Annotated in this window: 18 protein-coding genes; 2 read left to right on the forward strand and 16 right to left on the reverse strand. The window is 69.9% G+C overall.

The window, feature by feature from the left end:
• Nucleotides 1-117: 117 nt before the first annotated feature.
• The 7 genes from VM306_RS07400 to dctA all read right to left on the reverse strand — a co-directional run bounded on the left by VM306_RS07400 (nucleotide 118) and on the right by dctA (nucleotide 10970).
• Nucleotides 118-1446, reverse strand: coding sequence for a SulP family inorganic anion transporter (locus tag VM306_RS07400; RefSeq protein WP_325512303.1), 1329 nt, complete (start codon nucleotides 1444-1446; stop codon nucleotides 118-120).
• An 11-nt stretch (nucleotides 1447-1457) separates the two neighbouring features.
• Entirely contained in the window at nucleotides 1458-1931 is a 474-nt protein-coding gene (locus VM306_RS07405) for a carbonic anhydrase (protein ID WP_325512305.1), read from the reverse strand.
• 157 nt (nucleotides 1932-2088) lie between these two features.
• A complete protein-coding gene (locus VM306_RS07410) occupies nucleotides 2089-2400 on the reverse strand; it encodes a hypothetical protein (protein WP_325512307.1) in 312 nt (103 codons plus the stop codon).
• A 141-nt stretch (nucleotides 2401-2541) separates the two neighbouring features.
• The gene (locus tag VM306_RS07415) at nucleotides 2542-2970 is read right to left on the reverse strand and encodes a hypothetical protein (protein ID WP_325512309.1); all 429 of its coding nucleotides are present in this window, start codon (nucleotides 2968-2970) and stop codon (nucleotides 2542-2544) included.
• Nucleotides 2971-3058: 88 nt separating this feature from the next.
• Nucleotides 3059-4564, reverse strand: a complete 1506-nt coding sequence (locus tag VM306_RS07420; RefSeq protein WP_325512311.1) for a glutamate synthase subunit beta — start codon at nucleotides 4562-4564, stop codon at nucleotides 3059-3061.
• The gene (gltB, locus tag VM306_RS07425) at nucleotides 4557-9080 is read right to left on the reverse strand and encodes a glutamate synthase large subunit (RefSeq protein WP_325512313.1); all 4524 of its coding nucleotides are present in this window, start codon (nucleotides 9078-9080) and stop codon (nucleotides 4557-4559) included. The genes VM306_RS07420 and gltB overlap by 8 nt, the downstream gene beginning before the upstream one ends.
• A 537-nt stretch (nucleotides 9081-9617) precedes the next feature.
• Nucleotides 9618-10970, reverse strand: a complete 1353-nt coding sequence (gene dctA, locus VM306_RS07430) for a C4-dicarboxylate transporter DctA (protein ID WP_325512315.1) — start codon at nucleotides 10968-10970, stop codon at nucleotides 9618-9620.
• A gap of 110 nt (nucleotides 10971-11080) precedes the next feature.
• Here dctA and VM306_RS07435 point away from each other — a divergent pair, with 110 nt between their 5' ends.
• The gene (locus VM306_RS07435; protein ID WP_325512317.1) at nucleotides 11081-11980 is read left to right on the forward strand and encodes a TAXI family TRAP transporter solute-binding subunit; all 900 of its coding nucleotides are present in this window, start codon (nucleotides 11081-11083) and stop codon (nucleotides 11978-11980) included.
• Here the strand turns inward: VM306_RS07435 and VM306_RS07440 are convergent.
• The 3 genes from VM306_RS07440 to lgt are packed head-to-tail and all read right to left on the reverse strand — an operon-like array spanning nucleotide 11949 to nucleotide 15030.
• A complete protein-coding gene (locus tag VM306_RS07440; RefSeq protein WP_325512319.1) occupies nucleotides 11949-13322 on the reverse strand; it encodes a HAMP domain-containing sensor histidine kinase in 1374 nt (457 codons plus the stop codon). The genes VM306_RS07435 and VM306_RS07440 overlap by 32 nt on opposite strands.
• Nucleotides 13323-13371: 49 nt before the next feature.
• Nucleotides 13372-14034, reverse strand: a complete 663-nt coding sequence (locus VM306_RS07445) for a response regulator transcription factor (protein WP_325512321.1) — start codon at nucleotides 14032-14034, stop codon at nucleotides 13372-13374.
• Nucleotides 14035-14037: 3 nt separating this feature from the next.
• The gene (gene lgt / locus VM306_RS07450; protein WP_414672342.1) at nucleotides 14038-15030 is read right to left on the reverse strand and encodes a prolipoprotein diacylglyceryl transferase; all 993 of its coding nucleotides are present in this window, start codon (nucleotides 15028-15030) and stop codon (nucleotides 14038-14040) included.
• A gap of 177 nt (nucleotides 15031-15207) precedes the next feature.
• Here lgt and VM306_RS07455 point away from each other — a divergent pair, with 177 nt between their 5' ends.
• Nucleotides 15208-16356 carry an FAD-dependent monooxygenase gene (locus VM306_RS07455; RefSeq protein ID WP_325512325.1) on the forward strand — a complete coding sequence of 383 codons (1149 nt, stop codon included), beginning with the start codon at nucleotides 15208-15210 and terminating at the stop codon, nucleotides 16354-16356.
• On the opposite strand, the gene VM306_RS07460 is transcribed toward VM306_RS07455, so the two are convergent.
• The 6 genes from VM306_RS07460 to VM306_RS07485 all read right to left on the reverse strand — a co-directional run bounded on the left by VM306_RS07460 (nucleotide 16353) and on the right by VM306_RS07485 (nucleotide 22078).
• Nucleotides 16353-16913, reverse strand: a complete 561-nt coding sequence (locus VM306_RS07460) for a Uma2 family endonuclease (protein ID WP_325512327.1) — start codon at nucleotides 16911-16913, stop codon at nucleotides 16353-16355. The two genes, VM306_RS07455 and VM306_RS07460, sit on opposite strands and share 4 nt — an antisense overlap.
• Nucleotides 16914-17162: 249 nt before the next feature.
• On the reverse strand, nucleotides 17163-17951 hold the full coding sequence (trpA, locus tag VM306_RS07465) for a tryptophan synthase subunit alpha (protein WP_414672343.1): 789 nt from the start codon (nucleotides 17949-17951) through the stop codon (nucleotides 17163-17165).
• Nucleotides 17951-19171 carry a tryptophan synthase subunit beta gene (gene trpB / locus VM306_RS07470; protein WP_325512330.1) on the reverse strand — a complete coding sequence of 407 codons (1221 nt, stop codon included), beginning with the start codon at nucleotides 19169-19171 and terminating at the stop codon, nucleotides 17951-17953. Before trpB ends, trpA begins: the two co-directional genes overlap by 1 nt.
• 35 nt (nucleotides 19172-19206) lie before the next feature.
• Entirely contained in the window at nucleotides 19207-20016 is an 810-nt protein-coding gene (gene trpC / locus VM306_RS07475) for an indole-3-glycerol phosphate synthase TrpC (RefSeq protein WP_325512332.1), read from the reverse strand.
• Between the two features lie 132 nt (nucleotides 20017-20148).
• Nucleotides 20149-20550 carry a hypothetical protein gene (locus VM306_RS07480; RefSeq protein WP_325512334.1) on the reverse strand — a complete coding sequence of 134 codons (402 nt, stop codon included), beginning with the start codon at nucleotides 20548-20550 and terminating at the stop codon, nucleotides 20149-20151.
• Complete coding sequence (locus VM306_RS07485) at nucleotides 20540-22078, reverse strand: anthranilate synthase component I (protein ID WP_325512336.1); 1539 nt, start codon at nucleotides 22076-22078, stop codon at nucleotides 20540-20542. The genes VM306_RS07480 and VM306_RS07485 overlap by 11 nt, the downstream gene beginning before the upstream one ends.
• Nucleotides 22079-22101 lie beyond the last annotated feature (23 nt).

Below are 22101 nucleotides of genomic sequence, written 5' to 3' on the forward strand. Positions count from 1 at the left end.
TGCTGGGTCGACACATCTCACACCGCCGTTAGCCGGGTGCACCCGAACGGCCCAGTGTTCATCAGGACTTCTTCTCCGGGTGAGGCGCCGCGACCACCACGGCCGCGGCGCCTGCCGTCACCTGCCGACCAGCTCGACCGTCCTGCCGGCCCGGCGGGACTCGTCCACCCACTGGTCGATCGCCTGCCCGCAGGCCTGGTCGAGGTGCCGGACCTCGCTCAGGTCCATCCGGACGTGCTCGCGGTCGACCCGTTCCAGCTCGTCGAGCAGCCTGGGAAGCCGCAGGAACGTCGCGTTGCCGCGCAGGGCGAGCCCATCGGCCGTGACGACCACCGACAACCGGGACACGTCCCAGGCCGTCTTCACGACCGCGGCCAGCAGTCCGGTCAGCGTGCCCGTCAGCAGGTCCGTGGCCACGATGAGGCCGGCGGTCAGCACGAGCACCGCGACCTCCGTCCTGTCCTTGCGCCACAACGCGATCAGCTGCCCGAGGCCGAGCAGCTTCCACCCGGCGTGCACCAGCACCGCGGCCAGCACGGCGACCGGGATCAACGTCAGCAGCCCCGGCGCCAGCACCACGAACAGCAGCAGCCACACGCCGTGCAGCACCCTGGACGCCTTCGTGCGCGCCCCGGCCGACACGTTGGCCGAGCTGCGCACGATGACCGCCGTCATCGGCAACGCGCCGAGCAGGCCGCAGATCGTGTTGCCGACGCCCTGCGCGACCAGTTCCTTGTTGTACTGCGTGCGCGGACCGTCGTGCATGCGGTCGACGGCGGCGGCGCTGAACATGCTCTCCGCCGACGCCACCAGCGCGAACACCACAGCGGTGCCGATGACCCCGGTGTCCAGCAGGGAGAGGTCCGGCAGGTGCACGTCCGCCGACAGCGTGCCGACCGCGATCTTGGCGACGTCCGACGCGAACACCGCCGCCACCGCGGTGCACACGGCCACGCCCACCAGAACACCCGGCACGACCCGCAGCGGAGTCCGTTGCCACAGCAGCATGATCACGACCGTGAGCAGGCCGAGCGCCATCGCGACCGGCGACACCACGATCGGCTCGAGCTGACCGAAGATCAGCACCAGCCCGATGCCCGCGAGCATGCCCTGCACCACGGACGGCGAGATCGCGCGGAACCACCGCCCGCACCGGGACAAGCCCAGCGCCACCTGCAACAGCCCAGCGCCCAGGACGATCACGCCCAGAGCCCCGATCCCGTGCCGCCCGACGGCATCCGCCACCAGCACCGTCAACCCGGCAGCCGGCCCGCTCACCTGCATCGTGCTGCCCGGCAGCAGCCCGACGACGATGCCGCCGACCACACCGGTCACGATGCCGAGCTCAGCCGGCACACCGGACGCCACCGCCACACCGACGCACAGCGGCAACGCCACGAGGAACACGACGACCGATGCGCCGAGGTCGGCCCAATGCTTCTTCATCATCGAGACCCCTACAGCGGAAGGAAGGCGTGCTCGGCACACGCGGAGACCTCGCCGGTCTCGATGTCGTAGAACCAGCCGTGAACGCGCAGCTCACCCTTCGCCACCTTCTCGGCGACGAACGGGTAGGCCAGCAGGACGTCGAGCTGCGCCCGCACGTGCTGCTGCCCCTCCGCACGCAGGGCCGGATCGTTCACCCCGTCTCGCGGCTGAGGACGCAGCCAGCCGCGCATAGCGGGCAGGTGGTCGATGCCACCGCGGTTCAACGCCCCCACCGCACCGCAGTGGGAGTGGCCGCAGACGACGATCTCGCTGACCCCGAGCTGCAGCACGGCGAACTCGATCGTCGCCATCTCGCTGGTCGGCGCGTGCAGCGAGTAGGGCGGGATGACGTTGCCCGCGGTGCGCATCTCGAACAACGACCCGGGCTCGGCACCCGTGATCGCGGCCGTGACGATGCGCGAGTCGGCACACGTGATGAACATCGTGCTGGGTTGCTGCCCCGCCGCGAGCTTGCGGCCGAGCGCGCGCGACCGTGAAGCGGCATGTGCGCGGGCATGCTGAACAAAGCGATGGAAGTCCATGGGGGTCCCTCACTGCATTGAGAAAAATGTTCGGTTTTGATCGGACAGCAACGACCGATCAGTTCCGGAACACCTGCAATGCGGGAGGTGTGCGCCACACCGTCAGGGGTTCGGCGGAGGACACCGGCACGGAACGCGGCTTGTCCTGCGGCGCGATCGCCGTCACGGACGACGGCCGGGCCAGGGCGGACTCCCGGTCGGGCGCGACGAGAACGCGCAGCCGGCTCGTCTCACGTTCCTCGCGCGGCGTCTCCTCCTTGGGCACGGAGGTCTTGGACTTCGGCGGCGGCGCGCCGACCGACGCGGTCGAGACCGCCGGGGTCAGCACGGCGCACAGGGCGACCACGATCGCGAGCAGAACGCTGCGCATGGCTCACCCCCTGACCGAGTTGATCTACTTCACCCAGTTTTACCGGAGGAGATGACGCGATGGTTAACAGGTGACATGGAAGACCGCTTCACGCACGAGATTCACCCGAAAGTGTTTACGCATTTCACTCAGTGGAACGGATCATCGCTCGGGACGGACGCCGAACTTGTCCTCGACCATTCGCCAGAACGCGGGCACGGCGTCGGCCACCGGGTGCTGCCGGATCTCCTGACGTCCTCGCCTGCGCTTCTTGCGGCCGAGGAACGTGATCGCGAAACAGCCGTCGTCGACAGGTGCGTTCGACGACGGCGAGATCACCTTGATCGTCTCGTAGTGCCCGTTCGTCGTGTCCAGCGACACCACCACGAGGTCGTGCATCGAGGTGGTCACGCCCAGCCGGTCCGCCACACCGCTCTCCAGCACGCTCGCGACGATGTCCCGCAGGTACTGGTGCGAGGCGAAACCCGCGTTCCCTCGCCGCAGCTCGTCGAACCACTCGGCCACGTCGGCCCAGGTCCTCCCGCTGAACTCGCCCTGGATCGACGCGAACGCGCACGGAAACCCCTCCACGGCCCCAGAGCCTAGGGAAAGGCGACGCCCCGGTCGACGTCGTTGTCGACCGGGGCGTCATGGTGCTCTCCGCTGACTGACTCCGTTGTCAGACCACAGCGAGCGGAAGCTGGTTGGGGATGACGGGCGAGGGCAGGTTCGACGACCCCGTGAGGAACTTGTCGACGGCGTTCGCCACCGACCGGCCCTCCGCGATCGCCCACACCACGAGCGACGCACCACGGTGCGCGTCACCGCAGACGAACACGCCGGGTGCCGACGTCTGCCAGTCGGAGCCGCACGAGATGGTGCCGCGCGTCGTCAGCGAGATGCCCAGCTCGTCCAGCAGGCGCATGTGCTCGACGCCCTCGAAGCCGATCGCCAGCAGCACCAGGTCCGCGGGCAGCAGCTCGACCTCGTCGGACAGCGGCACGACCGAGCGGCGGCCGGACGAGTCCTTCTCGACGCGCACCTGCTGCAGCTCGATGAAGCGCACGTGACCCTCGTCGTCGCCCACGAAGCGACGGACGGCCACGGTGAAGCGGCGTTCGCCGGCCTCCTCGTGCGCCGGGTAGGTGCGCAGGATGTGCGGCCACACGGGCCACGGGGAGCGCTCGTCGTCGCGCACCGAAGGCGGCGTCGGGTACTGGTCGAGCTGCGTCACGGACAGCGCGCCCTGGCGGGTCGCGGTGCCATAGCAGTCGGCACCCGTGTCGCCACCGCCGATGACGATGACGTGCTTGCCCTCCGCGGAGATCGGCGACGGGCCATCGCCCTCGACGGCGCGGTTCGCGGGGACCAGGTGGTCCATCGCGAGGTGCACGCCGGCCAGCTCGCGTCCGGGAGTCGACTTGTCGTCACGGCCGCGCAGAGCGCCCACGGCCAGCACGACCGCGTCGAACTGGGAGCGCAGCTCCTCGACCGTGATGTCGGCGCCGACCTCGCAGCCGGTGACGAACTTGGTGCCCTCGCGGCGGAGCTGGGCGAGACGGCGGTCGAGGACCTTCTTCTCCATCTTGAACTCGGGGATGCCGTACCGCAGCAGGCCACCGAGCCGGTCGTCCCGCTCGTACACCACGACCTCGTGGCCGGCGCGGGTCAGCTGCTGGGCCGCGGCGAGACCGGCGGGACCGGACCCGACGACCGCGACCCGCTTGCCGGAGGACACCGACGCGTGGGCCGGCTGGACGTAGCCGTTCTCCCACGACATCTCCGCGATGGTCTCCTCGACGCGCTTGATCGCGACGGCGCCACCGGCGTCGTGCGAGATCGACAGCACGCAGGCGGCCTCACACGGCGCCGGGCACAGACGACCCGTGAACTCCGGGAAGTTGTTCGTGGCGTGCAGGCGGTCGGAGGCGAGCTCCCAGTCGCCGCGGCGCACCAGGTCGTTCCACTCGGGGATCAGGTTCCCGAGTGGACAGCCCGCGGTTCCGCTGTGGCAGAAGGGGATGCCGCAGTCCATGCACCGGGTCGCCTGCGTGCGGACGGCGTTGTTCCGCTCGGCCGGCTCCTCGTGCAGGTAGACCTCGTTCCAGTCCTGCAACCGTTCCGGCTTCGGACGCTTCGGCGCGTCGGAGCGGGAGTACTTCATGAAACCCTGTGGATCAGCCACGAGACGCCTCCATGACAGCCGCGTCGACGTCCCGGCCCTCGGCGCGCGCGAGACGCATCGCGTCCATCACGCGCTGGAAGTCGCCGGGCATGACCTTCGTGAACGCACCGGCTCGCCGGGTCCAGTCACCGAGCAGCGACGCGGCGACGGCGGAACCCGTCGCGTTGTGGTGCTTGGTGATGGCGTCCTTGAGCCAACGCAGGTCCTCGGCGTTGAGGCGCTGCAGTTGCACCATCTCCTGGTTCACCGACAACGGGTCCAGGTCGAGCACGTACGCGATTCCGCCGGACATGCCGGCCGCGACGTTGCGCCCGGTCGGCCCGAGCACCACTGCCCGGCCGCCGGTCATGTACTCGAACGCGTGGTCGCCCACGCCCTCCGCCACGAGCAGCGCGCCGGAGTTGCGGACGCAGAAGCGTTCGCCGACGCGGCCGCGCAGGAAGATCTCACCCGACGTGGCGCCGTAGCCGATCACGTTGCCCGCGATCACCTGGTCCTCGGCGCGGAACGGCGCGTCGTCGTGCGGGCGGACGATGATCCGCCCACCGGACAGGCCCTTGCCGACGTAGTCGTTCGCGTCGCCGACCATCTCGAGCGTGATGCCGCGCGGCAGGAACGCGCCGAGCGACTGGCCGGCGGACCCGGTGAGCTTCACCCGGATCGTGTCGTCCTCCAGGCCCTCGCCGCCGAAGCGGCGGGTGACCTCGGCGCCGAGCAGCGTGCCGACCGTGCGGTTGACGTTGCGGACCGGCAGTTCCAGGGTGACCTTGTGCGCGTCCTCCAGCGCCGCCTCCGCGAGCTGGATCAGCGTGCGGTCCAGGGCCTTGTCGAGGCCGTGGTCCTGGTCGCGGATCTTGCGCTTCGCCGTCGGGTACGGGGTCTCCGGCACCTCGAAGACCGGGTCGAGGTGCAGGCCCGCGGTCTTCCAGTGCTCGATCGCCTCGTCCTTGTCGAGCAGCTCCGCGTGACCGACGGCCTCGTCGATCGTGCGGAAACCGAGCTCGGCCAGCAGTTCGCGGGCCTCCTGCGCGATGAACTCGAAGAAGTTCACGACGTGATCGGCCTGGCCGGTGTAGCGGGCGCGCAGGTCCGGGTTCTGCGTGGCGACGCCGACCGGGCACGTGTCCAGGTGGCAGACGCGCATCATCACGCAGCCCGCGACGATCAGCGGCGCCGTGGCGAAACCGAACTCCTCGGCGCCCAGCAGAGCGGCCACGACGACGTCACGGCCGGTGCGCATCGCGCCGTCGACCTGGACGGTGATGCGGTCGCGCAAACCGTTGAGCAGCAACGTCTGCTGGGTCTCGGCCAGGCCGATCTCCCACGGCGTTCCCGCGTGCTTCAACGAGTTCATCGGCGACGCGCCGGTGCCGCCGTCGTAGCCGGAGATCAGCACGACGTCCGCGTGGGCCTTGGCGACACCCGCCGCGACCGTGCCGACACCGATCGACGAGACGAGCTTCACGTGAACCCGCGCCTGCTCGTTCGCGTTCTTCAGATCGTGGATGAGCTGCGCCAGGTCCTCGATCGAGTAGATGTCGTGGTGCGGCGGCGGCGAGATCAGGCCGACGCCCGGCGTGGAGTGCCGGGTGCGCGCGACCCACGGGTAGACCTTGAAGCCGGGCAGCTGGCCGCCCTCGCCGGGCTTCGCGCCCTGCGCCATCTTGATCTGGATGTCCGTGGAGTTCACGAGGTACTCGCTCGTGACGCCGAACCGTCCACTCGCGACCTGCTTGACCGCGGAACGCCGTTCCGGGTCGTACAGGCGCTCGCGGTCCTCGCCGCCCTCACCGCTGTTGGAACGACCGCCCAGGCGGTTCATCGCGATGGCGAGCGTCTCGTGCGCCTCGGCCGAGATCGAGCCGTACGACATGGCGCCGGTGTTGAAGCGCTTGACGATCGAGCTCACGGGCTCGACCTCGTCGATCGGGATCGGCGTGCGGCCCTCGGTGCGGAACTTGAACAGGCCGCGCAGCGTGCCGCCCTGCCGCGCGATGCGCTCGACCTCCGCCGTGTACTGGCGGAAGACGTCCTCCTTGCGCGTCTTCGTGGCGTGCTGCAGCAGGAACACCGTCTCCGGCGTGAACAGGTGCAGCTCGCCCTCGCGGCGGTAGGAGTACTCGCCACCGACCTCGAGACGGCGGTGCGCGCGGTCGGTCGGGTTGTCCGGGAACGCGCGGCGGTGGCGCAGCGCGACCTCCTCGGCCAGCACGTCCAGGTGCACGCCGCCGAGCTTGGACTGCGTGCCGGTGAAGTACTCGTCGAGCAGGTCGTTCGACAGGCCGACCGCCTCGAAGATCTGCGCCGCGGTGTAGGCGCCGACCGTCGAGATGCCCATCTTGGACATGATCTTCAGGACGCCCTTGACGAGCGCCTTGACGTAGTTGCGGATCGCCTTGTGCGCGGGGACGCCGGTGATGGCGCCCTGGCTGATCAGGTCCTCGATCGTCTCGAACGCGAGGTACGGGTTCACCGCGGCGGCGCCGTAGCTCAGCAGTGCGGCGACGTGGTGGACCTCGCGGCAGTCGCCGGACTCGACGACGAGCGCGACGCGCAGGCGTTCCTTGGTGCGCACCAGGTGGTGATGCACCGCGGAGACCAGCAGCAGCGACGGGATCGGCGCCATCCGGTGGTCGGAGTCGCGGTCGCTCAGCACCAGCGTGCGAGCGCCGTTCGCGATGGCCTCCGACGCCTCGCGGCGCACGCGCTCGATCGCGGCGGTGAGCGCCTCGCCGCCACCGTCCACCTCGTACAGTCCGGACAGGACGGTGCAGGCGAAGCCCGGCAGGTCGCCGTCGTCGTTGATGTGGATGAGCTTGGCGAGCTCGTCGTTGTCGATGACCGGGTAGTCGAGCGTCACGTGGCGGCACGAGACGGGGCCTGGGTCGAGCAGGTTCTGCTCAGGGCCCATCACGCGCTTGACGGACGTGACGATCTCCTCGCGGATCGCGTCCAGCGGCGGGTTCGTGACCTGCGCGAAGTTCTGCACGAAGTAGTCGTAGAGCAGCCGGGAGCGCTGGCTGAGCGCCGCGACCGGGGTGTCCGTGCCCATGGACGCGAGCGGCTCCATGCCCGAGATCGACATGGGCGTGAGCAGGATCCGCAGCTCCTCCTCGGTGTAGCCGAAGGTGAGCTGGCGGCGCACGACCGACTCGTGGCTCTGCACGACGTGCTCGCGGTCCTGCAGGTCGGCCAGGTCGAGCAGGCCGGCGTGCAGCCACTCGTCGTAGGGCTGCTCCGACGCGAGGGTCGACTTGAACTCCTCGTCGTCGATGATCCGGCCCTCGGTGGTGTCCACCAGGAACATGCGGCCGGGCTGCAGACGGCCCTTCGCGACCACCTGGTCGGACGGCACGTCGAGCACACCGGTCTCGGACGCCAGCACGACGCGGCCGTCGGCGGTCTGCCACCAGCGGGCGGGCCGCAGGCCGTTGCGGTCGAGCACCGCGCCCACGATCTCGCCGTCGGTGAACGTGACGCAGGCCGGGCCGTCCCACGGCTCCATCAGCGAGGCGTGGAACTGGTAGAACGCACGGCGCTTCGGGTCCATCGTGGCGTGGTTCTCCCACGCCTCCGGGATCATCATCAGCACCGCGTGCGGCAGGCTGCGGCCGCCGAGGTGCAGCAGCTCCAGCACCTCGTCGAACGACGCCGAGTCCGAGCCGTCCGGGTTGCAGATCGGGAACAGCCGGGCGAGGTCGCCGGAGATGACCTCGCTGTCCAGCAACGCCTCGCGGGCCCGCATGCGGTTGCGGTTGCCGCGGACGGTGTTGATCTCACCGTTGTGCGCGACGAAGCGGAACGGGTGCGCGAGCGGCCACGACGGGAACGTGTTCGTCGAGAAACGGCTGTGCACCAACGCGATCGCCGTGTAGAGGCGCTCGTCGTGCAGGTCGGGGAAGAACGCCGGCAGCTGCTCGGTCGTCAGCATTCCCTTGTAGACGATCGTGCGCGCCGACAGGGACGGGAAGTAGACGCTGCCCTCGTGCTCCACCCGCTTGCGCAGGCAGAAGGCCAGGCGGTCCAGGGCGATCCCCGCCTCGTCACGCGTGCCCTTCACGAACAGCTGTGCGAAGTGCGGCGCCACCGACATCGCGGTCGGGCCGACGCCGGCCTTCTCCGGCTCGACCGGGACGTCGCGCCAGCCCAGCACGACGAGGTCCTCCTCCTCGGCGATGCGCTCGATCTGCCGCATCGCGTCAGCGCGTTCCTCGTCCTCGTACGGCAGGAAGGCGATGCCCGCCGCGTACTGCCCGCGCTCGGGCAGGTCGAACTCGACCACAGCCCGCAGGAACTCGTCCGGCAGCTGCAGGAGGATGCCCGCGCCGTCACCCGACGTGGGCTCGGCACCGGCGGCACCCCGGTGTTCCAGGTTCGCCAGTGCTGTCAACGCATCGCTCACGATGCCGTGGGAACGCCTGCCCTGGATGTCGGCCACCATGGCGACACCACAGGCGTCGCGCTCGTCAGCGGGGTCGTACAGACCCTGGGGGCCGGGGATGGCGGAGAAGATCACTGCGCAGACCTCCTTCGTCGTCCTCGCGTAAAGAACTGATGTCCCTCGTGCTCAGACCTCGTACCAACAGGTGGGAGCACGGGACGACGATGGCCCGCGTGTTGACGCGACTTTAACAGCCGCGAAACCCAGGTACACCCGCCAATGGGTGATCTAGGTCATGGATGTGTAACGATTCCGGGCCGCGGAACGACATTGCAGCCAACGTCGGCGTTCGTTACGTCCGAGTTAGCGTAACCGAACGTTCAACTTCCGCCAGTCCGATGAGAGTTGCGCGACACTCGCGCCTTCCCACTGGTTTCGCCGGACTACCCCTCATTTTACCTGGTCAAAGCCTTGCCGTCCCAGTTAGCGGACGCTCACTCGCCTGCCCGCGGCCCTGCGCGCACCGTCCACTCGACCCGGATTCGAGTTTGTTCCCCACCAAACGAGTCCGAGGTCCCGTTCACCCCTCACCGCGTGCGGGGGAACGGGACCTCGGGATACGTGGAGGTCGCGTGGCCGGAGGCGGGAAGACCGCCTCCGGCCACGGACGTCTCAGTGAGCCGTCGCGAGCTTGTCCGACTCGGCGGCGTGCTGCTTCTCCAGCAGGTCGTCGACGTCGACCAGGTCGGGGTTGTCCAGCACCTCGTTCAGGCGCTCCTTGTCGAGCCCCTTCTGCCACGCGGCGACCACGAGCGACCCGACGCCGTTGCCGATCACGTTGGTGATGGCGCGGGCCTCCGACATGAAGCGGTCGATGCCGACGATCAGCGCGATGCCGACCGCGGGGATGGCCGAGTGGGCCTCGAAGGCCTGCAGCGAGGCGGCCAGGGTGACGAGGCCGGCGCCGGTGACGCCCGCCGCGCCCTTCGACGCGATCAGCATGAACAGCAGCAGGCCGATCTGCACGCCGATCGACACGTCGTGACCGGTGGCCTGGGCGATGAAGATCGCGCCCATGGTCAGGTAGATGCAGGTGCCGTCGAGGTTGAACGAGTACCCGGTCGGGATGGTGAGGCCGACGACCGACTTCTGCGCGCCCGCCGCCTCCAGCTTGACCATCATGCGCGGCAGCACCGACTCGGACGACGACGTGCCGAGCACGATCAGGATCTCGTCCTTGATGTAGCGCAGGAACTTCAGCAGGTTGAAGCCCGCGATCCGCGCCACGATGCCGAGCACGACGAGGACGAACAGCAGGCACGTGACGTAGAAGGACCCCATCAGCCAGAGCAGCTTGCTGAGGATGCCGCCGCCGAACTTGCCGACCGTGTAGGCGATGCCGCCGAACGCGCCGATCGGGGCCGCGTACATGACGATCTTGATGATGCCGAACATGACCTTGGACAGGGTCTCCATCGCGGAGACGACCTTCGCGCCGCGCTCTCCCATGCCCGCCACGGCGACGGCCACCAGGATCGCGACGACGAGCACCTGGATCAGCTGGCCGTCCGTGAACGCGCTGACGAACGACTTCGGCACCAGGCTCAGGATGAAGCCGGTGACACCGGTCTCCGCCGTCGACGCCGACTTCAGCGTGTCCTTGGCCGCGGCCTCGTTCAGCGCGATGTCACCACCGTGGTGGCCCGGCGCGACGACGTTCACGACGATCAGACCGATGGCGAGCGCCACCGTGGTCATCGCGGTGAAGTAGAGGATCGTCCGCAGTGCGAGCCCGCCCGCCTTGGCGAGGTTCCCGAGGCCCGCGATGCCGACGATGATCGTCGCGAAGATGGTCGGCGCGATGACGACCTTGACGAGGTTCACGAACAGGTCGGCGAGCCACTTCATCTCGGACGCCTGTTTGGGGAACAGGAAGCCGACGGCGGCGCCCAGCACGATGGAGACAAGCACCCAGAAGTAGAGGTGCTTGTAGATCGGTTTGCGGCCTGTGGTGGTGGTCGCCACGGTTCCTCCTTGAACTTCGCGTTGGGGAGAGGGTGAGCCGCGCCACCCCACGCGACAAGCGGGCGTCCGGAAACTTCAGACAGCCCTGACGTAACAGCTAGGCTTCATCGGTGTCACTCCGCCGTCGCACGCTTCTGCTGGGGGCCGGTCTGGCTCTTGCCGGGTGCACCCCGCGCAGGGTCGAGGCGCCCGCTGAGCTGGTGCTCGCGACCGGTCCGGAGGGGGCGGTCTTCCGCGAGGTCGGCGGCGCCCTGGCCGCCGCGGTGGCCGAGCGGCTGCCCGGCACGAAGGTCACCGCGATCCCGACCGCCGCGTCGGTGGAGAACCTGGCGCTGCTGCGTTCCGGCGAAGCCCAGCTCGCACTGTCCTCTTTGGATCCGATCGACGACCCGCAGAGCGTCCGCGCGGTCGGGCGGCTCTACGACAGCTTCATGCAGATCGCCGTGCCGATCGCGTCGCCGATCCAGACCTTCTCCGACCTCGCGGGCAAGCGGATCTCCTTGGGCCCCAGGGGTTCCGGCACCGAGTTCACCGCCATGCGGATGCTGGAGTCCTTCCGCGTGTCCGCAGTGGACGAACGCATGGCGCACTCGGAGGCCTCCCGCCGGGTCGCGGAGGGCTCGCTCGACGCGATGCTGGCGCTGACGGGCATCCCGACGCCCGCGATCACCGACCTCGAGGGCAGGATCCGGCTGATCGACATCACGCCGGAGGCCGTCCGGCTCGCGGACACCTACAAGGGGCCGTACATCCCGGCGACCATCCCCACCACCACCTACGAGGGCGTGGCGGCGAATCACACGTTCGCCGTGCCGAACCTGCTGCTGGCGCGCGAGTCGCTGAGCGCGGACGTGGTCGAGGTCGTGACGCGCACGGTGTTCACCGAGACGGCGCGGATCGTCGAGGGGCACCCGGAGGCGTCGCGGATCAACGTCCGCACCGGGATAGCGACGGGTCTCGTGCCGCTGCACGACGGCGCTATGCGCTGGTTCCGTTCCGTGAAGCGCTGAGGGCGACCCGCACGTCCAGGCCGGGGCCCGCGTCGTGCAGGGTGAGCGTGCCGCCAGCCGACTCGATGAGCTCGGCGCAGATGGCGAGCCCCATCCCGGTGCCCGCGACGTTCTGGTGCTTGGTGGCGCGCCAGAACCGCTGCGGCGCCAGCTCCCGTTCCTCGTCGCTCAGCCCGTCGCCGTTGTCGACGACGTGCAGCTCACCGGGCTTGCCGATGACGCGGACCTCGGTGGCGTTGGACAGCCGGATGGCGTTGCTGACCAGCTCGTCCAGCACGCTGCCGAGCCCGCCGGGCGGCTCCTGCATGGTGAGCCCGGCCGGCATGTCGATCGTGAGGGTGACGTCGGCCCTGCTCGCGAGCGCCTGCCACGCCGGCCGGTGGGTCGCGAGGAGCTGGTCGATCTCGACGGGCTCGGTCTGACGGGCGCTGTCGAGCCGGGTGGCCGCGAGCAGCGTGTCCAGCACGCGGCCCATCTCCTCGGCCTCCTCGACGGCGATCTGGTGCGCCTCCCTGGCGTGCTCGCCCTCGACGTGCGGCTCGAGGTTGTCGACGGCGAGCCGCAGACTCGCCAGCGGGTTGCGCAGCTGGTGCGACGCGTCGGCGACGAACGCCCGCTGCCTGTTCAGAGCCCTGCCGACGACGTCGACCATGGTGTTGAAGCTGCGCGCCAGCCGCCGGAGCTCCGGCGGCCCGCCGACCTCGTCCGCCCGCACGTCGAGGTTGCCCTGCGCGACGGCGGCGGTGGCCTCGTCGAGCCGGCTGACCGGCCTGAGCACCCACCGCGACATCGGCCACGCCGCAGCGACCACGGCCAGCATCGGCGCGAGTCCCGCCAGCGCCATCAGCCCCCACTGCCGCAGCACCTCGGTCCGCAGCCCGCTCGTCTGCGAGATCGTGACGACCGCGGCCACCACCTCGCTGTCGCGCCCGACCGGTTCGACGACGACCAGCGGCCCGGTGCGCCACGGCCAGCCCGTGTAGTCGGGCTCGGGCCGGATGCCGCCGTTCAACGCGGTGTGGAGCGCCTTGGTGACCTCGGGGTCGGCGGTGGGGTCGAACCCCAGCCGGGAGGCCAGCAGGATCCGCTTGTCCGCGCTGACCAGGGCGACCGGGACGGCGTAGAGGGCGTCGTAGCGCTGGATCTCCTGGCTCAGCGCCTCCAGCCGGTCCGACTGCAGCGCGCTCTCGGCGAGCGAGGCGAACCTGCTGGCGTCACCGAGGCGGTCGAGGTAGGTGGTCTGCGTCTCGCGCTGCACCACCGCGGACGCCAAGGGGATGCCGAGCGCCGCGACCAGGGCGACGAGCAGCGGAACGGTGATGACGAGCAGTCGGCGGAGCATCGGGTGAGATTGTTCCGCACAGCGGGTGCGGCTGTCTCTCGGAGACTCGTCACGTGGCCAGGCGGTAGCCCACGCCGCGGACCGTCTCGATCCTGACGTGCCCGCCGAGCTTCCCGCGCAACGCCGCGATGTGCGTGTCCAGGGTCCGCGACGGCGCCTCCCAGTGCGCCTGCCACACCTGGTCGACGATGAAGTCGCGGCTGACGACCTCGCCCTTGCGGGTCGCGAGAAGGGCGAGCAGGTCGAACTCCTTGCGGGTCAGCGACAGCTGCTCCCCGGCGAGCGTGACCGTGCGCGTCGAGGTGAGGATGTGGAGCGGGCCGACCTCGACGGGCGCTTCGCTCTCCGGCCCGGCGCGGTGCGTGCGGGTCCTCCTGAGCACGGCCTCGATGCGGGCGAGGAGCTCGGACGTGCCGAACGGCTTCACCACGTAGTCGTCGGCACCCGCACGCAGGCCCAGGACCCGTTCGCGTTCCTCGCCGCGTGCGGTCACCGTGATGACGGCGGTGCCCGGACGGTGCCGCAGCTCGCGCAGCACGTCCAGGCCGTCACCATCGGGCAGGCCCAGGTCGAGCAGCACCACGTCGGCAGGCGCGGCACGCAGCGCGTCGGCGGCCGTGGCCACCCGATGCACCTCGTAGCCGGCGTGCCGCAACGCGGTCAGCAGGCCCCTGGCCACCCGGTCGTCATCCTCGACGACGAGCACGCGCACAGCTCACTCCGGTTTGACGGACTCCGGGGAGCCCTTCTTGTCCTTCACGTCGGCGTCGGCGTCCGCGGTGGTCTCGACGACCGTCTCTTCGGTCACGGGTGCCTCGTCACCGGGCTTGTCCGCGGCTCGCAACGCCGCGACGTCCTCGCGTTCACCGCGGGACTTCGCGAGGACGAAGTACGCGACCGCGCCGAGGAACACCAGCGCCGACACGAACACGTTGACGCGCGTGCCGAGGATCAGCGTCGCCTCGTCGGTGCGCATCAGCTCGATCCAGAACCGCCCGGCCGTGTAGCCCGCGACGTAGAGCGCGAACACCCGCCCGTGACCGAGCCGGAACTTCCGGTCCGCCCACACGACCAGCAGGGCGACACCGAGGTTCCACAGCAGCTCGTAGAGGAACGTCGGGTGCACGACCTGGATCGGCGTGTGGTCGACGGCGATGCCGGCCAGGGCGTCCTCGCGCCCCTCCGGCGTGATGCGGCGGTAGATCTCCAGACCCCACGGCAACGTCGTGTCGCCACCGTAGAGCTCCTGGTTGAAGTAGTTGCCGAGCCGTCCGATGGCCTGCGCCACCACGATGCCGGGCGCCAGCGCGTCCGCCATGGCGGGCAGCGGGATGCCCCTGCGGCGGCACCCGATCCACGCGCCGACCGCACCGAGGGCGATGGCGCCCCAGATGCCGAGGCCACCGTTCCAGATCTCCAGCGCCGCGAGCGGGTCCTTGCCCGGCCCGAAGTACTTCTGGTTGTCGGTGATGACGTGGTAGAGCCGGCCGCCGACCAGGCCGAACGGCACCGCCCACACGGCGATGTCGGTCACCTCGCCCTTGATGCCACCGCGTTCGACCCAGCGGCGCTCACCCCACCAGATGGCGACGATGATGCCGGCGATGATGCACAGCGCGTAGGCCCTGATGGGGAGCGGACCGAGGTACCAAACACCACGGTCTGGGCTCGGGATCGTGGCCAGGACGGCGTTCAACCCGTTCAACACGTCGCCCACCGTACCGGTGGCCCTGTGTGCGCCTCGTTCGGACGCTCGATCGTTACCGAGCCCGAACCCCCGCTCGCGCGAAAGTCGATCCGGACGGCATCACCTCCCTGGGTGGTTCGTGATCGTCGAGGCGACATACTCGGACGCGGTCTGCGGCGGACGCGCGAAAGGTCGGGCATGACGGTCCTGGTGGTCGGCGGCGGCATCGGTGGCCTGGCGGCGGCGCTCGGTCTCGCACGGGCCGGGCAGGGCGTGACGGTGCTCGAGGCCGCGCCGGTGTTCGCGGAGATCGGCGCGGGCATCCAGGTGGGGCCCAACGGGTTCCGCATGCTCGACTCCCTTGGTGTCGGGGCTGTGGTGCGCTCTCGTGCCGTGCACGTCGACGAGTGGCGGCTGCGGTGCGGGGTCTCGGGGAAGCTGATCGCCGGATTGCCGATCGACGCGGGCTTCCACGAGCGGTTCGGCACCTACGCGGTCGTGCACCGCAACGACCTGCTCGCGCCGCTGCTCGACGCGTGCCGCGGCCACGAGCTCGTAGACCTCCGGCCTGACAGCGCCGTGCAGGCCTACACGCAGGACGCCGGCGGGGTCACCGTGGCGTTGCGGTCGGGCGACCTCGTGCACGGCGAGGCGTTGGTCGGTGCGGACGGGTTGCGGTCGGCGGTGCGGCGGCAGCTCGTCGGTGACGGCAATCCGCCAGTGTCCGGGCACACGGCGTTCCGCGCGGTCATCCCCGCTCAGAACGTGCCCCGGTCGTTGAAGGAGAACGTCGTCACGCTGTGGGCAGGGCCGCGCTTCCACGTCGTCTGGTACGTGATCGCCGGAGGCCGGTTCGTGAACCTCGTGGCCACGACGGACAACGGCGCCACGGAACCCATGACCGGCAAGCCCGTCGAGCACGCCGAGGTGGTGTGGCACTTCACGCCGTTGTGCGACGACGCGAAGCAGGTCATGGAGCTCGCCGGGGAGTGGCGGGCGTGGGTGCTCTGCGACCGCGAGCCCATCACGAACTGGCAGGACTCACGCGTCGTGCTGCTCGGCGACGCCGCCCATCCCGTGCTGCAGTACGCCGCCCAGGGCGCCTGTCAGGCGTTGGAGGACGCCGTCTGCCTGGCCTCGGTGTTCGATCCCCGTGACGTGACCGGCTCGTTCGCCCGGTACGCGTCGCGACGCCAGCTGCGCACAGCGCGCGTCCACCACGCTTCACGGTTCATGGGCAGGGAGATCTTCCACGTCACCGGCGGGGCAGCACAGGCCCGTGACGCCATGTTCGCGTCGTGGACCGCCACTGATCTGCACGAGCAGCTGGACTGGCTCTACACCTAGAACTTGATGGTGACGGGGAACGGCCGCTCGACTTCCAGCACGCCGTTCGCGCTGGTCGCGATCTCGACGTACTGCTCGCCCTGGAGCTCCAGCAGCGTGGCCTCGACGACGCCCGGTTCAGGGTCGATCATCAGGTAGTACTGGATGCCCGCCCTGGCGTACAGCCCGCGCTTCAGGCCCTGGTCGTTCAGCCGGGTGCTGGGTGAGAACACCTCACCGACGAGCACCACGTCGGAGACGGGGAACATCACACCGGCTTCCCTCGGTCTCACGACCGTGAAGTCCGGGATCACCAGGCGGCCGCTGGAGAGCAGCACGTTCAGCTCGATCGTCGTCTGGAGATAGTCCGGGCAGGCGGCACGCAGAGCGGCCGCCGCATCGAACACCAGGTTCTGGTGCCGATAGGACCCGAGGGGGCTCACGAGAAGCATCCCGTCGACGAGTTCGATGCGCTGGCTGTTGTCCTCGGGCAACGACAGGACGTCGTCGAGCGACCAGGGGCCCACGTGCCTCGGCAACAGGTAGTCGGCTGGCGCCGCTTCCGCTGGAGCTGCCACAGGGCATCACCTCCGAAAATCGCCCGGCGAGTACCAGTGTGGCACGCCGGGCGGATGGCTGGCTTGTGCATGGAGCCACGATGGCAGGCCAGACCGACGGTGAAGTGGGGTTTTGTCCTATACCAGCAGAGATTCACTCGATCAGGTGTTCGAGTCCATGTAATGCTGGTGGAGGAAATCCATCGCCTTGAAAGGAGCACGAGAAAGCCGCCCGGCCCGAAGGCCGAGCGGCTCCTCACAACAGCGACGTCAGACGGTCGCGGCAGCCGACCGCACGCCCTTGGCGAGATCCGAGGCCAGCGCACGCACAGCACCGTCGCCCTCGGCCACGGCCGACACGAACGCCGAACCGACGATCACGCCGTCCGCGAACCCGGCGATCTCCGCGGCCTGCGCACCGGACCGCACGCCCAGGCCGACGCCGATCGGCAGCGAGGTGTGCTCGCGCACCCGCGCGACGAGCTCGGGAGCAGCGGACGACACCACGTCACGGGCACCGGTCACGCCCATGACGGCGGTGGCGTACAGGAAGCCGGAGGACGCACGCGCGGTCATCGCGATGCGCTCCTCGGTCGACGACGGCGCCACCAGGAAGGTCCGGTCGAGGCCGTGCGCCTCGGACGCGGCCATCCAGTCGTCGGCCTCGTCCGGCACGAGGTCCGGCGTGATCAGCCCGAGACCGCCCGCGGCGGCGAGGTCGCGTGCGAACGCGTCCACGCCGTACCGCAGCACGGGGTTCCAGTACGTCATGACGACCGCACGCCCGCCGGCGTCGGCCACGGAGGCCACCACGTCGAACAGGTCGCGCACCTTGAAACCGGCGGACAGCGCCTGCTCGGCCGCGGCCTGGATCGTCGGGCCGTCCATCACGGGGTCGGAGAACGGCAGGCCGACCTCGACGAGATCGCACCCCGACTCGACCATGGAACGGAGGTGGTCCTTGGATCCGGCGATCGTCGGGAAACCCGCCGGCAGGTAGCCGATCAGCGCGGCACGCGACTCGGCGCGCGCGGTGGCGAACACGTCGGACAACGACATCAGGCCTGTCCCCCGTCAGCGAGGCCGAAGTACTTCACGGCCGTGTCCATGTCCTTGTCGCCGCGGCCGGAGAGGTTCACGACCAGCAGGCCGTCCGGGCCGAGCGACGGGCCGAGCTTGAGCGCGCCCGCGAGGGCGTGCGACGACTCGATCGCCGGGATGATGCCCTCGGTGCGGGAGAGCAGCGCGAACGCCTCCATGGCCTCGGCGTCGGTCACCGGGAAGTACTCGGCGCGGCCGATGTCCTTGAGGTGCGAGTGCTCGGGCCCCACGCCGGGGTAGTCGAGACCGGCGGAGATCGAGTGCGCCTCGGTGATCTGGCCGTCCTCGTCCTGCATGACGTACGACATCGCGCCGTGCAGCGACCCGGGCGTGCCCGCGGTCAGCGTGGCGCCGTGGCTGCCGCTGTCCAGGCCGGACCCGCCGGGCTCGACACCGACGAGGCGGACCTCGGGGTCGTCGATGAAGCCGTGGAAGATGCCGATCGCGTTCGAGCCGCCGCCGACGCAGGCGACGACCGCGTCGGGAAGGCGGCCGGCCTTCTCGAGGATCTGCTCGCGCGCCTCGATGCCGATCACGCGGTGGAAGTCGCGTACCAGCAGCGGGAACGGGTGCGGGCCCGCCGCCGTGCCGAGCAGGTAGTGCGTCTCGTCGACATTGGTGACCCAGTCGCGCAACGCCTCGTTGATCGCGTCCTTGAGGGTGCGCGAGCCGGACTTCACCGGGATGACCTCGGCGCCGAGCAGCCGCATGCGGGCGACGTTCAGCGCCTGCCGCTCGGTGTCGACCTCGCCCATGTAGACGACGCAGTCGAGACCCAGCAGCGCGCAGGCCGTCGCGGTCGCGACACCGTGCTGACCGGCGCCGGTCTCGGCGATCACGCGCTTCTTGCCCATGCGCTTGGCCAGCAGCGCCTGGCCCAGCACGTTGTTGATCTTGTGTGAACCGGTGTGGTTGAGGTCCTCGCGCTTGAGGAACACGCGCGTCCCGGCGTGCTCGGCGAACTTCGCGGCCTCGGTCAGCAGGGACGGACGGCCCGCGAAGTCCTTCAGCAGCCGCTGGAACTCGTTCACGAACTCCGGGTCGAGCCGCGCCTTGTCGTACTCGGCGGCCAGCTCGTCCACCGCCGCGATCAGGGCCTCTGGAACGAATCGGCCACCCCACGGGCCGAAGTGGCCCCGTGCGTCGGGATCGTGCGGCGTGGGCGTGAACTGGCCCATCGGGTAACTCCTCCAGCGCTGTTATCCGCAGCGCTTCATCGACTGGGCCGCGGGCACGCGGGGTGCGAGCCGGCGGTCACGAGCTTGTTCACGGCGGCCTTCGGGTCGCCGCTGGTCACGAGGCTCTCACCGACGAGCACCGCGTCAGCGCCCGCGCCGGCGTAAGCCATCAGGTCGCCGGGGCCGGTCACACCCGACTCGGCGATCTTGATCGTCTCGAAGGGTAGTCCCGGCGCGATCCTGCCGAAAACGTCCTTGTCGACCTCCAGCGTGTGGAGGTTGCGCGCGTTCACCCCGATGACCGACGACCCCGCCTCCAGGGCGCGGTCCGCCTCCTCGGCCGTGTGCACCTCGACCAGCGCCGTCATGCCGAGCGACTCCACGCGGTCGAGCAGCGACACCAGCGCGTTCTGCTCCAGCGCGGCCACGATCAGCAGCACCAGGTCGGCGCCGTGCATGCGCGCCTCGTGCACCTGGTACGGCGACACGATGAAGTCCTTGCGCAGCAAGGGGATCCTCACCGCTCTCCGCACCGCGTCGAAGTCCGCCAGCGACCCGCCGAAGCGGCGCTGCTCGGTCAGCACGCTGATCACCGACGCGCCACCCGCCTCGTAGGAGGCCGCGAGCTCGGCAGGCTCGGGGATCTCCGCCAGCGCGCCCTTGGAGGGGCTGCGGCGCTTGACCTCGGCGATGACACCCACGTTCGGCCCGCGCAGCACCGACATCACATCGAGCGGAGGGGCAGCCTTGGCCGCGCGCTCCTTGACGACGTCGAAGGACAACTGAGCCTCACGAGCGGCGAGATCCTCACGCACACCTTCGAGGATCGACTCGAGAACCGTCACAGTCTTGCTCCCCTTCCCGCTACGGGGATGCTAACCCCGGCGGAGTAACGCCTCAGCCACCGGGGGTTCGGTGTCCACGCAGCTAACCAAGGTCGTGCACGTGTCACATGCGTGAATGCGTATGGATGATCTTCACTCGTTCGAGGACTGACCGCCACGGTCCTTATCGTCGGTCGGATCGTCTCCGCGCTCCAGCGCGCGCCACATGTCGGTCTCCGGGTCGTGCACGCGGGTCTTCTGGCCGCCGACGCCGATCTTCGGCATGCGGGCCCCGAAGGCCGCCAGGAGCACGCCGGAGCCCACCACGAGGACACCGCCGATGATCGCCGGCCAGTTCCCGGAGAACGCGGCCGCGACGCCCACGACGACCAGCAGCGCTCCGAGGACCCGCCGGACGACCCCGCTCAGCGCGACGACCGCCGCGACGGACGCGAGGCTCAGCAGCGCGACCGGCACCGAGCCCGCGCCCCAGAAGGCCCCCGCCGCGCCCACCAGCAGGAGCGCGGCGATCCACAGTGGACGGCTACCGTTCAACGGCCGGGGCCATCGTCTGCGCGGTGGCGATCGCGGCCAGCACCGCGCCCGCCTTGTTCAGGCACTCGTTGTCCTCGGCCAGCGGGTCCGAGTCGGCCACGATGCCGCCGCCTGCCTGCACGTACGCCACCCCGTCGCGCACGAGAGCCGTGCGGATGGCGATGGCGGTGTCGGCGTCCCCTGCGAAGTCGAAGTAGCCGACGACGCCGCCGTAGAGACCGCGGCGGGTGGGCTCCAGCTCCTCGATCAGCTCCATCGCGCGGGGCTTCGGCGCGCCGGACAGCGTGCCGGCGGGGAAGCACGCGGCGACGGCGTCGTAGGCCGTCCTGCCCTCGGCCAGCTCACCGGTCACGGTCGACACGATGTGCATGACGTGGCTGTACCGCTCGACCTTGAAGAAGTCGACGACGTGCACGGAGCCCGGCTTGCAGACGCGGCCCAGGTCGTTGCGGCCGAGGTCGACGAGCATCAGGTGCTCGGCGCGTTCCTTGTGGTCGGCCAGCAGGTCCTTCTCGAGCAGCGCGTCCTCTTCGGGGTCCTCCGCACGCCAGCGGGTGCCCGCGATGGGGTGAGTGGTGGCCTTGCCGTCGCGCACGGTGACCAGCGACTCGGGGCTGGACCCGACGATGTCGAACCCGTCGAGGCGCAGCAGGTACATGTACGGGCTGGGGTTCGTCGCGCGCAGGACCCGGTAGATGTCGAGGGCGTCGGCGTCCGTGTCGATCTCGAACCGCTGCGACACCACGACCTGGAACGCCTCACCCGCGCGGATGGCCTCCTTGGCCTTCTCGACGGCCGCGAAGTGCTCCGCCTGCGAGCGGCGGCGGCGGAACTGCGGCTTGGGCCGCGAGAACACCGCGGCCGTCGGCGGCGCGGGCGTGTGCAGAGCCGTGGTCATCTCGTCCAGGCGGCGCACCGCGTCGTCGTACGCGGCGTCCACCCGCTCGGCCGAGTCGTCCCAGTTGATCGCGTTCGCGATGAGCGTGACGGTGCCCTCGTGGTGGTCGAGCGCGGCCAGGTCGGTCGCGAGCAACATGACCATCTCGGGGAGCTTCAGGTCGTCCTCCGCGATGCTGGGCAGCCGTTCCAGGCGCCTCACCGCGTCGTAGCCGATGTAGCCGACCATGCCACCGGTCAGGGGCGGCAGACCAGGCAACGGGTCCGTGCGCAGCACCTCGATGGTCTCGCGCAACGCCTGCATCGGGTCGCCGCCGTCGGGCAGGCCGACGGGCCGCGTGCCCGTCCAGAACGCCTCACCGCCGGTCGCCGTGAGAGCAGCGGTCGACCGCACGCCGATGAACGACCACCGCGACCACGAGCGCCCGTTCTCCGCCGACTCGAAGAGGAACGTGCCGGGCTGATCAGCCCCGAGCTTGCGGTACAGGCCGACCGGCGTTTCCGCGTCGGCGAGCAGCTTGCGCACCACCGGGATGACCCGGCGGTTGACCGCCAGCTCGCGGAACTCCTCACGCGTGGGACTCACGGCCCCCAGACCAGCGGCGGCCACAGCCCCGATGACGCTCACCATGACGACGATTGTTGCATAAATTC

The sequence above is a fragment of the Lentzea sp. genome, from assembly GCF_035525475.1.
In the GTDB taxonomy this organism is placed as follows: domain Bacteria; phylum Actinomycetota; class Actinomycetes; order Mycobacteriales; family Pseudonocardiaceae; genus Lentzea.